This window comes from Gemella haemolysans, from assembly GCF_901873445.1.
Lineage (GTDB): Bacteria > Bacillota > Bacilli > Staphylococcales > Gemellaceae > Gemella > Gemella haemolysans_C.
The window spans coordinates 69819-82288 of the sequence record NZ_CABFLN010000042.1 but is presented as its reverse complement, the minus strand read 5'-3'; the positions used below and the strand labels follow the sequence as shown (position 1 = coordinate 82288).

The 12470-nt window shown below is 31.9% G+C and carries 11 protein-coding genes; 5 read left to right on the top strand and 6 right to left on the bottom strand.

What is annotated here, in order from left to right:
* Positions 1-6: 6 nt before the first annotated feature.
* Complete coding sequence (locus tag JX287_RS06025; RefSeq protein WP_204643601.1) at positions 7-1176, bottom strand: hydroxymethylglutaryl-CoA synthase; 1170 nt, start codon at positions 1174-1176, stop codon at positions 7-9.
* Between the two features lie 422 nt (positions 1177-1598).
* Here JX287_RS06025 and JX287_RS06020 point away from each other — a divergent pair, with 422 nt between their 5' ends.
* Positions 1599-2225, top strand: a complete 627-nt coding sequence (locus JX287_RS06020; RefSeq protein WP_048803104.1) for a superoxide dismutase — start codon at positions 1599-1601, stop codon at positions 2223-2225.
* Positions 2226-2369: 144 nt separating this feature from the next.
* Here JX287_RS06020 and JX287_RS06015 read toward each other — a convergent pair whose 3' ends face one another.
* Together JX287_RS06015 and JX287_RS06010 are read right to left on the bottom strand one after the other, a co-directional pair.
* On the bottom strand, positions 2370-3419 hold the full coding sequence (locus JX287_RS06015; protein WP_204643682.1) for a DUF389 domain-containing protein: 1050 nt from the start codon (positions 3417-3419) through the stop codon (positions 2370-2372).
* A 482-nt stretch (positions 3420-3901) separates the two neighbouring features.
* On the bottom strand, positions 3902-4207 hold the full coding sequence (locus JX287_RS06010) for a DUF898 family protein (protein ID WP_204643599.1): 306 nt from the start codon (positions 4205-4207) through the stop codon (positions 3902-3904).
* A gap of 341 nt (positions 4208-4548) precedes the next feature.
* On the opposite strand from JX287_RS06010, the gene JX287_RS06005 reads away from it, so the two are divergent.
* On the top strand, positions 4549-5643 hold the full coding sequence (locus tag JX287_RS06005) for a metallophosphoesterase (RefSeq protein WP_204643597.1): 1095 nt from the start codon (positions 4549-4551) through the stop codon (positions 5641-5643).
* 64 nt (positions 5644-5707) lie between these two features.
* Here JX287_RS06005 and JX287_RS06000 read toward each other — a convergent pair whose 3' ends face one another.
* Complete coding sequence (locus JX287_RS06000) at positions 5708-5974, bottom strand: hypothetical protein (protein WP_204643595.1); 267 nt, start codon at positions 5972-5974, stop codon at positions 5708-5710.
* A 204-nt stretch (positions 5975-6178) separates the two neighbouring features.
* On the opposite strand from JX287_RS06000, the gene JX287_RS05995 reads away from it, so the two are divergent.
* Complete coding sequence (locus JX287_RS05995) at positions 6179-7381, top strand: peptidoglycan bridge formation glycyltransferase FemA/FemB family protein (protein ID WP_204643594.1); 1203 nt, start codon at positions 6179-6181, stop codon at positions 7379-7381.
* Between the two features lie 253 nt (positions 7382-7634).
* Here JX287_RS05995 and JX287_RS05990 read toward each other — a convergent pair whose 3' ends face one another.
* Complete coding sequence (locus JX287_RS05990; RefSeq protein ID WP_275576621.1) at positions 7635-7970, bottom strand: zinc ribbon domain-containing protein YjdM; 336 nt, start codon at positions 7968-7970, stop codon at positions 7635-7637.
* Between the two features lie 292 nt (positions 7971-8262).
* Here JX287_RS05990 and JX287_RS05985 point away from each other — a divergent pair, with 292 nt between their 5' ends.
* The gene (locus JX287_RS05985; protein ID WP_204643586.1) at positions 8263-9588 is read left to right on the top strand and encodes an FAD-containing oxidoreductase; all 1326 of its coding nucleotides are present in this window, start codon (positions 8263-8265) and stop codon (positions 9586-9588) included.
* A gap of 200 nt (positions 9589-9788) precedes the next feature.
* Positions 9789-10988 carry a dicarboxylate/amino acid:cation symporter gene (locus JX287_RS05980; protein ID WP_204643584.1) on the top strand — a complete coding sequence of 400 codons (1200 nt, stop codon included), beginning with the start codon at positions 9789-9791 and terminating at the stop codon, positions 10986-10988.
* Between the two features lie 369 nt (positions 10989-11357).
* Here the strand turns inward: JX287_RS05980 and JX287_RS05975 are convergent, their stop codons facing one another.
* Positions 11358-12422 (bottom strand): endonuclease, encoded by a 1065-nt coding sequence (locus tag JX287_RS05975; RefSeq protein ID WP_204643582.1) that lies wholly within the window; start codon positions 12420-12422, stop codon positions 11358-11360.
* Positions 12423-12470 lie beyond the last annotated feature (48 nt).

Here is a 12470-nt window from a genome sequence, read left to right as displayed (position 1 = left end):
CCTCTATTAAAATTGTTTTTTATACACTCTCTTGTGATTTTCTATTTTTTCTAAAACAAATCTGCTTTCATCTTGAATATCAGAAATATCTAAGTTTCCTTCTTCATCAACTGTAGTATCTCTAAAGAACATTTTCTCATATTCATCAATTGAAATACGTGTTCTACTGTCAAAATCGTCAAAACGATTATTTCTTAATTGTTCTCTATAACCATCAACTAAAGTCATACTAAATACTTCCGCAACAGCACCACTTCCGTAGCTATATAATGCAATCTTATTACCAGCTTCTAAAGTAGTATTATTCTCAAGTAAAGATAACAATCCTAAGAATAATGATCCTGTATAAATGTTACCTACACGTTGACTGTATAAAATAGACTCATTAAAACGAGCAAGTAATTCTTCTTTCTTCTCTTCTTCAGCTTGTTCTAATAATAAACTTAGACCCTTTAATCCTAATTTGGGATATGGTAAGTGTAAGCACACAGCAGAAAAATCATTAAGATTCTGTTTTGATTTTTCTGAGAATCTTCCCCAAGTAGTAGTTAAACAATCAAGGTATTGTTCCGTTGAAAATCTTCCTTCTACAAATGCATAATGTGAATAATTAGGACGCCAGAAGTCCATAACATCACGAGTTAAACAAACATTATCATTGTTAAGTTCTAAGATTCTAGGGTTGCTGCTAACTAGCATCGCACAGCTTCCTGCACCTTGTGTCGATTCACCAGATGATTTAACTCCATATTTTGCTATATCACTAGCTATAACTAGAACTTTTGATTCTGGATTATTCATAACATGATTTTTCGCAAAATCTAATGCTGCCGTCGCACCATAACAAGCTTCTTTTACTTCAATAGCACGCACAAATGGCTGAACATCTAAAAGACCGTGAATAAATACCGCAGAAGCTTTACTTTGGTCAATTCCAGACTCAGTTCCTACGATAATCATATTAATTTTTTCTAAATCATCTTTATCTAATATTTCATATGCAGCTTGTGCCCCAAGAGTTACTATGTCTTGAGATACTGGTGGAATACTCATTTCAAGTTGTAATAAACCTTTTGTAAATTTATCTGGTTCTATTCCACGTGCTGCGGCTAAATCACGAATATCTAAATAATAATTTGGCATTGCAAAACCAATTTTATCTATTCCTATTTTCATTATCAAATTCCTTTCGATTAAAATTCGAATCATTCATCTATACAATTTTTTCCAACTATAATTATACTATTAAACTATTAAAAATTAAAGTCTAATAGCCATATATTTCCTATCATGATTAAAATAATTCATGCAAATACTATTGTATAAAATTTTCATGAATTAGTCCATAGATAGCTATTAAAAATCATAAAACTTAGATCTATCAATTATAAAATATAAATAATGGTATATTCATGCAAATACCTTATTTCTATTTCAAACTTTATTAGCTTTTATATAATTTTAATTAGTTGTTATTACAACGATAAAAATAGTTTTTATTCGGAAAAAAAATTTTTTGTAAGCATTTTTGTTGTTTATTTTAAATATTTTTCTTATAATTATAATATATTTATAAAAACCCTAGGAGGATTATTACTATGACATTTAAATTACCTGAATTACCTTATGGATTCGATTTCTTAGAACCAGTTATCGACGCTAAAACTATGGAAATTCACCACGACAAACACCACGCTGCTTACGTTAACAACTTAAACGCAGCTTTAGAAAAACACCCAGAATTCGAAGCTAACTGCATCTGCGGTTTATTAAAAAACATCGATAACGTACCTGCTGACATCCGTCAAGCTGTTATCAACAACGGTGGTGGACACCACAACCACAGCCTATTCTGGAAATCTCTAACTAAAGCAGATTCTTCTGAATTCGCTGGATTAGTAAAAGAAAAAGTTGAAGCTGAACTTGGTGGATACGAAGAATTCGTTAAGAGTTTCTCAGCTGCAGCTGCTACAAGATTCGGTAGTGGTTGGGCATGGCTAGCTTTAGATAAAGAAGGTAAATTAGTAGTTACTTCTACAGCTAACCAAGACTCTCCATACTTAACAGGTCTTACTCCAATCCTTGGATTAGACGTTTGGGAACACGCTTACTACCTAAACTACCAAAACCGTCGTCCAGACTACATCAAAGAATTCTTCCGTGTTGTAAACTGGGATTTCGTTAACGAACGCCTAGCTAAACACTTAGAAAAATTAGGTAAATAATTACATAGATAAAAAAGCATCTAGGAAATCTAATTTCCTGGATGCTTTTATTCAGCGTTATTGGGCGAGCTATGCTAAAAGACCTAACTACTGTTTCTAAAAAAATCAAATTAAAAAGACAAGGATTGAGGATATAGAATATCCTTAACCCTTGTCCGTTTCATTTTCTTTTACAAGATCTTTTTGTGAATCTTTTTCAGATAGTTTTTGATCGATATATTTATTAATAATCTCATAAAATTCCTTGGTCGCTTCACCATCTAATTTTGTCGAATTCTGAACTTGATTAACTTTCAATTGAACAGATTGAATACCGTAAGAGGCTTGTTTTTGGTGAATTATTTCTAATTCTTCTTCTGAAATCGGGTCACCAACAATTGTCAAGACCAATTCATTGTCCCTTGATTTGTAGACTTGATTGATAACCGTATGATTGGTGAACTCTTTTCCTACAAACTGTTTGACACCTTCTTTTCGCGCTTGTTCTATCGTTAGGGTAACTGCCGAATAGCTGGCTGGAACAACCAATAATACAATCAAAGATATCAAACCAATTTTCATTTTAATGTTTAGCTCTTTGAATGAAGTTAAGGGAGATTTTCTCATTAAAATTTTTGCCCCAATAATGTTGGCTAGCATTATAAAGACACAGTTAATCAAGAAAAGATAGAGAGCTCCAAATAAAAATCGTACATTTCCATTAGCTAAACCATAGCCGGCAGTGCAGATAGGCGGCATTAAAGCTGTAGCAATGGCTACTCCTGGCACAATATTATTTGCTTCTTTTTTCCTTGAACCGATCACACCAGCAACCCCACCGGCAATAGCAATTAGGACATCCCAAATCGTTGGAGAAGTTCGTGCAATCAACTCGCTACTTGCATAAGATAAGGGAGTAATCCAGAAATATAGAGTCGATACAAGTAAACTGACCAATACTTGAGTAAGTAAAACCCCTAGAGCTTGCTTGACTAAACGAGTGTCAAAAATAGCTAAACCTAATCCTAGTCCAACAATCGGTGTCATAAGAGGTGAAATTAACATGGCTCCTATAATAACAGCTGTTGAATTCATATTTAGTCCAATAGAGGCAATAAAAATTGCACACATCAAAATTGCTGTATCTCTCGATCTAACATGAAGATCATCGTATAATTTTTCACGGTATTCACGTGTTGAATAATTTCCAGGTATCTATTTCTCCTTTTATTTAATTTATTTCTGTTTATCTATTGATGAGGATAGAGTGATTTTCTATCAAACATTTCATACGTATTTAAATTTCCTTAGTTCCCACCTGTAAATCTTTTAAAAAATATCTCTTTTTTCTAGATAAATAAAAAAGCATCTATCAGTTGATTCTTTATATTATATCAAAAATTTCACAGTCTTTCACTAAGGAAACCCATCAGTTTAAAAGATTTTTATATCCTTTCCAAGATAGAGAACTGACAAAATTCCAGTTTCCTTATTCTAAGAACAAAAGACTGGGAGCGACTCAAAAATCATGATTTCTTAAGAAATAAGATTTTGTCGAGTCACCCCCTCACAGTTTATTAGATTTCAAAAAAGACTTTATAAAGCCATCTTTTTAAATTAATAAACCACTACGTCTATGATTTTTTATATGAACTCTGTTAAATTTTAGGGCTTTTGGGGAAACCCGAATTTAATGATTAAACGTGATGGGTGTGTTTTACAATCCATTGCTGCATTTTGATAACTAACCAGAAGCCATAGATTCCAAAGGTGATGATAGTTAGAAGAAACCACTTGATCCAGTTACCGAACAACTGTGCCCCAGTAGCATCAAAGTATAGACGTTTCCCATCAATCACAGTGTGTTTAGTTTTCCAATTTTGCATCATACAAACCGCCCAAGGTGTTCCGATTCCCAAGGTAAGCACGCAAATTATTGCTCCTAAGATAGAATAACCAATATAACCTAGGATTCCTCCATCAAAATAACTTTCAGAATTCATATTATCTCCATTCTATTCTTTTATTTCTATTCTAGAAGCCCTATTGTATCTTTTTTTTTACATTTGTACAATCTTACGGTAACTTCTTGACATTATCTTGAAAATAATCATATAGATAAGAGCAAAGATGCCACAGATAGATAAGGTTATGCTCAACATCATTCAGCAGCAATAACACCAATAACTTTTAAGATTAAGAAGTTACAACACTTAAAAGAATCACCCTATCCGACTTAATTTAATGACAATTTAAACTACATATTATATAATGAAAAACACTATGTATGAATATACAACATATTCATACATTTGTTATTAAATAGATTAAAGGAGAATTGATATTGAATAATTGGAAATTTATCGCTAGTTTCATCGGGGTATTTGCGGTATATGAAATACTCGTATTTCTGATGTGGCTAGGCTTAAAATGGATGATTTCACCTTTTGTTCCCCCTAAGGTTAAACTAGCTATTGGTATCGCACTATTTATCATTGCTAACTTTTCTATTATAGCTTATATGTTAAGATTGGGAGCACCTTGGGTAAATTATGGAAACATCTGGTACTTCTACTTCTTAAATGGTGCTGTCATAGGTGTTATCTTATTGGCAGCTAAGTTATTACTGAAAATCTTCAAATTAAACCTTACTCAAGGAATTAGTTTAAGTATAACTACTCTATATTTATTAGGTATGACTGCTCTTGGATTATTTTGGGTATACTCGCCTACTGTTATTAATAAGACTATCAAGGTAGATAAACATCTTGATACTCCTGTTAAAATCGCTATGGTCTCTGATCTTCATCTTGGAACATTTTTCTCAAATCCTCAACTTGAGAAACTGAATAAGATTGTTGATGAAGAGAAGCCAGATGCTGTAGTTATCGCAGGAGACCTTATGGACGATGATATGGTTATGTATAAAAAACGCAATATGCAAGAAAATCTTAACAAGTTAAAAGCTCCTCTAGGTGTTTATACTACTATGGGGAATCACGACCGTGATGCACTAGAAATAGTTGATGAAGTTAAAAAAACTGGTATAATACCATTATTTGATGAAAATATCACACTTAATAACGATATTACATTAGTAGGTCGTAAAGATAAAAGTGTCAGTCGTGATAGACTTGATACTGCTGAACTTCTTAAGAGTGTTGATTTAAATAAGACTATCGTACTTGTTGATCATCAGCCAGATGCTGTCGATTATCACTCTACATTGCCTATAGATGTTCAACTCTCTGGTCATACTCACCGTGGACAACTATGGCCGTTAAACTTCATCACCGATATAGTTTATACCCTAGATCATGGCTATGCAAAGATTAATGGTAAACATTTCTTCACTTCTGCGGGTTATGGTTTCTGGGGACCACCTTTCAAAACTACAGCTCGTAGTGAAGTATGGATAATTACAATCGAAGGAAAATAATCAGTAAATACAAGAAACCCAACAGTTCAATTCATAAAAATCGATTTGTTGAGTTTCTTTTTTCCTATCTATTTTTTTTAAAAATTTCTATTAGTTTTTTTGCATCTTTTCCATTTAAAAAGTATGCTTTTCTTAATGCTGCAATGTTAAATGCATCATCTTGACTTAAGTTTATAACCTTTTCTAATTCTTTTTTATAAGACGCACTTTGTAATCTTTCAAATGCTTCTTTACTCTTTTCATCACGCTTTTTTATCTTGTCTCTTGCGTTAGCAATCATCGCGTAGACAAATATAAATCCAAGCATGATGTACAATGTATTCATGTTCATCGTAATTACTTCCTTTAAATTATTTTATACATTAATTATATAAGTTTTGTATGCGATTGTAAATAGCTCTATTATTAGTTTAACCATATTTTCTCTTTTACATGCTGCTTTATTTATGTGTTTCTTTTTCTACAGTTATATTGTATAATCTAGTAGTAGTATAAAACATATATAGAACCTATGTGACAAAGAAAGGATGTAAAAATGAAATTCATTGATAATATAGATATTAATCAATATACAGATTTTATCTTACAAAATGACTACTGTACCATTTTTCAATCTCCTGAATGGACTCAAATAAAAGATAATTGGAATTTTAAACGTGTTGGAGTTGTGGACGATAACGACAACCTATTAGCGACTGCACAAATACTTATAAGAAAAGGTATGTGGTATCTACCTAGAGGTCCACTATTAGACTATAACAATATAGAATTACTTAACTATTTCTTAGAAAATCTAGCTAAATATGCTAGAAAAAATAAAGCTAAACTTGTAAAAATAGATATACCTAAACCACTAAATAATGAAAGACTAGAAGAATTTAATAAAGAATCAGAAAATCTAGTAGATAAAAATATATTAAATTCCTTTAAATCGAACAAATTCTCTCATCGTGGTTTAACTATGAAAATGAGTGATACTATTCAACCTCGTTTTAACGCTGTAACAATGTTAGAAGATTTCCCTGAGAAACTCCCTAAACACACTAAACGTCTATTAAAAGATGTAGATAAGCGTTTTGTAGAAGTTAGACAAGTTGAAATAGATAAGTTAGATGACTTAATGTTTGTTTTAGAATGTACTGAAAATAGAAAAAATATTTCTTTACGAAACAGAGATTATTTTAAAAAACTTATGAAATTATACAAAGAACGTGCACTTGTTTATATAGCGTATCTTGATATTGCTAATGCATTAGCTAAGACTAGAGAGAAAAAAGAAACTCTAGAGCAAGAAATACTTAAACTTGGCGAAAATATGCATAAAAAAAGAAAAACTTTAGAAGATCAATTTAATTCTACAAAAAAACTTATTGAATTCTTCGAAAGTTTCAATAGTACACAAGAAGAAATACTTTGTGGAGTTATTTCTATCGCCTATGGAAAAAATGCCGAGATGCTATATGCAGGAATGAACGATAAATTTTCTAAAATTCCTGCACAATATAAAACATATGTTGACAGCATGTTAAAAATGAAAGAACTAGGATGCACTACTGCTTCTATGGGGGGTATCGAAGGTGATTTAAGCGACAGCCTTCTAGCATTCAAATCTAATTTTACTCCTAATATTGTTGAATATTATGGAGAATTCGATTTAGTAATCTCTCACACATTCAATCTAATGTACAACTACGGATTACCATTAAGAAGAAAAATATTGAAATTAATAAAAAGATAAATAATAAGTCTGTAAATCACTATGGTTTACAGACTGTTTGTTTTAATCTACTCATTGTATATTTTTTTAACATTTGTTCTTTTGATTGTGGTGCGAGACGTCTTCAACCAACTTTTCAAAGAAAAAATTTGGAAGTGTCCTAAGCTACATTAAAAACAGTAGTATTAGATAACTAAATCCCTATATAAAAATTAAAAGAGCTGAACTCTTAATGATTCCATTGAAGTTACTATTGAGTCAGCTCTTTGTTTAATTATATTTTTTTTACAAATTCAGATTTTAGTTTCATAGCACCGAAACCGTCAATTTTACAATCGATGTTGTGGTCTCCATCAACTAATCTAATATTTTTAACGCGAGTTCCTTGTTTTAATGTAGAAGAACTACCTTTAACTTTTAAATCTTTAATTACAGAAACTGTATCTCCATCTTGAAGTACATTTCCATTAGCATCACGATAAACTTTTTCCTCTTCTACTCCACTAGTATCTTCTGGTGACCATTCATGAGCACACATTGGACATACTAGCATATTTCCATCTTCATAAGTATATTCACTTTTACATTCTGGACAATTAGGTAATGTCATTATATTCCTCCATAAAATTTCATATTTGTACAAAAGATATTATACCATATTGAGAAGCAATATCAAAACAATATCAAAAAATATTTTCCTGAAAACGTTGATATTATAACGATTTAAAGCGTAATTCATCTTCTCAAAAAAATTTTTTAAAAAATCGTCTACTTTTGTAGGCAAAGTACTTGAAATTTTAAAAAACTAGGAGTAAAATATGAACTAAAGAGTTTTCATTTATATTTATTATACAAATATAAACAATAAACAATAAAATTTAAAATAAAAGAGGAATCAAATTATGGTTAAATATGATTTATTAGTAGTAGGATTCGGTAAAGCCGGAAAAACTTTAGCAGCAACATTTGCTAAAGAAGGAAAAAAAGTAGCAGTAGTTGAAGAAAGTAGCGCAATGTACGGTGGTACTTGTATCAATATCGGATGTATTCCAACTAAAACTTTAATCGTAGCTGCTGACAACAAAAAAGATTTCGCAGAAGCTAAAGCTACAAGGGATGCTGTTGTATCTAAACTTAACGCTAAAAACTTCGCTATGCTAGACAGCAGTCCAAACGTTGATGTTTACACAGCTCACGCTAAATTCGTTTCTAACAAAGTAGTAGAAATTTCTGCTAACGGAGAAACTAAACAACTTGAAGGTGAAATCGTAGTAATTAATACTGGAGCTAAAAACAATGTATTACCAATTCCAGGTTTAACAACATCTAAAAATGTTTACGATAGCACTGAATTCCAAAAATTAGAAAAAGCTCCTAAAACTTTAGGAATTATCGGTGGAGGTAACATCGGATTAGAATTCGCTAACCTTTATGCTCGTCTTGGAGTTAAAGTTACAGTAATCGACTTCGCTCCTGGAATCTTAGGAAGAGAAGACAAAGATATCGCTGAACTTGCTCAAGGATACTTAGAAGAAGCAGGAATTGAGTTCAAATTAGGAACTGCAACAAAAGAAATCCGCAACAACGGAGAACTTGTAGTTGTTGATACAGAAAAATACGGTCCACTAGAATTCGAAGCAGTATTACACGCAACTGGACGTCGTGCTAACACTGAAGGATTAGGATTAGAAAACACTGACATCGAATTACGTCCTAACGGAACAATCGTAGTTGACGAATTCTGTCAAACAGCTGTAGAAAATGTATTCGCAGTTGGTGATGTTAACGGTGGATTACAATTCACTTATGTATCATTAGACGACTTCAGAGTAGTTAACGGATACTTACATGGTAACAAAGAATACACAACTGCTGACCGTAAAAACGTACCTTACTCAACATTCATCTCTCCAGCACTATCTCACGTTGGATTACACAAAGAAGAAGCTGAAGTAACTTACCCTAACGTTGCAGTAGCATCATTACCAGTAGCTAACATGCCAAGAGGAGCTGTTAACCAGGACCCACGTGGATTATTCCGTGTAACTGTAGACAAAGACACTAACTTAATTCTTGGAGCTACTCTATTCGGTAAAAACTCAGAAGAAATTATCAACCTAATTAAAATGGCAATTGATAACAAAATTCCTTACACTTACATCAGAGATCAAATCTTCACTCACCCAACAATGGCTGAGAACTTAAACGATGTATTCAAATTAATCTAATAACTGCAGAAAGCTTAAAATCTCAATAATAATTTGGGGTTTTAAGCTTTTTTTATTAGGAATTTCTTCTATATAAAAGAATAAAATTTTCAAACAATTCGAAAAATATGCTTCAACCCCTTTACAAACAAATATTTTTCTTGTATAATGTACACATGTCTTTTTAAAAAATACAATAAATAAAAAAAGGAGATTGGACAATGAGTTTATATAAAAGAATTCCATTAATAGCAAAACTTATTATAGCTGTAACATTAGGGATAGTTTTAGGAAGCACTCTATCAACGCCAATTATTAGAGTTTTCGTTACATTCTCATCAATTTTCAGCTCATTCTTAGGATTCACAATTCCACTTATTATCGTTGGATTTATCGTACCAGGTATTAGCCAAGTATCTAACAACGCTGGAAAATTACTTGGATTATCAACAGGAGTTGCATATATTTCTACTATTATCGCAGGAACATTTGCATTCCTAACAGCTAAAGCTGTATTACCAAACATTTTAGCTAATGCCACATTACAAACATTCAAAAATCCAGAGGACTTAATGTTAAAACCATTTATCGAGTTTAAAATGACTCCAATTTTTGATGTTACTACTGCATTAATTATCTCATTCATCTTAGGAATCGGGATTTCTGCAACACAATCAGAAGGATTAAAACAAGGATTCGCAGACTTCGGAGAAATCATCGAAAAATTACTTGCTACAGTAATTATTCCACTTCTTCCTTTCTACATCCTAGGTGTATTCATGAACATTACCGCTTCTGGTGAAGTATTTAAAATCTTAAAAATCTTCGCTATGGTATTCGTTCTAATTATTATCTTACACTTCATTATTATCCTTGCTCAATATACTTTTGCAGGTACAATTAACAAGAAAAATCCATTCAAGATGCTTGTTAACATCTTACCTGCTTACATGACAGCGATTGGTACTCAATCTTCAGCTGCTACTATCCCAGTAACACTAAGAAGTACTAAAAAAATGGGTGTTGATAAAAACATCGCGAACTTCACAATTCCATTATTTGCTACTATCCACTTATCAGGAAGTACAATTACATTAACTACATGTGCATCTGCAGTATTCTGGTTACAACACGGTGCTGCATTCCCATCAGCTGCAGTAATGGTTAAATTCATTCTTCTTCTTGGAGTAACAATGGTAGCTGCCCCTGGAGTTCCAGGTGGTGCAGTTATGGCTGCTCTTGGATTATTGCAATCAGTTCTTGGATTCAATGAAATCATGTTATCTCTAATGATTGCATTATACATCACTCAAGATAGCTTTGGAACTGCATGTAACATCTCTGGAGATGGAGCTTTATCAGCAATTGTTGATAGATTAAATAGAATATTCTTCAAAAAAGACGAAGAACAAAAAGCATAAAAAATTATCCCACAAACTTAGGTTTGTGGGATTTTTCATTGTTAAAAAAATGTTGGTTATAGACATCTCGTACCACAATCAAAAGAATAAGTACTTTGTTAAAAAGAAATAACTATATATTCGTCTGTTCTTTATAGTTTCAAAGATCCTTTTAACTATATAATATAATTAATTTCACCTACTGTTTATAGTAGCTGCAGTTTCATTTAGAAAATCAAAGACTACAGGCTTTGATTTTAGCCGGAAAGTCCTTTTGCACAGCAAAAGAATTGTAAGCGTCTAAAGCTACATTAAAACAGTAGGTTATCGAATAATACTTAACAAAAAAGCAACTCGTTAGAATTCTATCTCCGAGCCGCTTCTTTTATTCTATTTAAGTTTATATCTTAGTTTTACCGGATTATGATCACTATATCTATACTCTTGATTTAGCGTTTCTACACCAAGCACTTCTATATTATCACTTGCGATATACCCATCAATAATGAAACCATATGTCCCTTCACTATCTTTCACATAAGGTTTATTGTTAAGTCTCGCAGAATTCTTACTTTCATCATAAACTAACTTAAATCCTGCCGGCAATAAACTCTTATCTAAATTCTCAGCACGCCACAATTCTTTTGGAACAACGTTAATCTCATCTTGCGTTAATGTTTTTAATGACTGATTAAAATCTGCTCCAACCAATACATAATTTCCTTTTTTATACTCATAATCGATAAATTCAAGAAGTTGCTTCATCTGAGCTTTTTTACCAGAATTACCTTTATCATAAGCATCAAGATGCGCATTGATTAACACTAAATGTTTATCACTATTTTCTACTTTTGTATAAATAACAGAAAATCCACGTTTTAAATTAGCTAGTCTCTCAGGGAAAGTAAATGGAATTGCCATTTGGAATCTTCTTGCATTTTCTATTTTAAAATCAGTCGCAGTATATATACCACTTTTCACCTTTCCTAGTGGTGGTAATGGGTACGGAATATATCTAACCTTGAAATTATAAGCTAAAATACTATTTAGACCAAGTGCTTCATCAAGTGCAGTAACTTGATTTATATTATAACTACGTTTTGAATCTTCATCAATTTCTTGAATAAAGTTGACATTAGCTTTCTCATTTTTAACTATTTCAGTAATATTTTTTAAATTTTCTTCTACATGGGCTTTATCAAGAGGTAACACCATCTTTCCACCATCCATAAAGAAATCTTCATCTTTATCAAGCCCAGCATAACCTATATTCCAGTTAAGGGCACTATATTCTGTTCCTACTTTTGCTATTTCTGAGTTACCTTGCTTAGTGACCTGCAGGCTCTCCACTCCATTAGGACTATATTCTGTCGCCCATAAATAGCCAACTAATCCTGCAAAACCTAAAGCTGCTACTAACACTAAACTAACAACTATTTTTAATATTTTTTTCATCATTAACCTCATAAAAAAGGGGACTCGATAAAATCACAATTTTCGAGT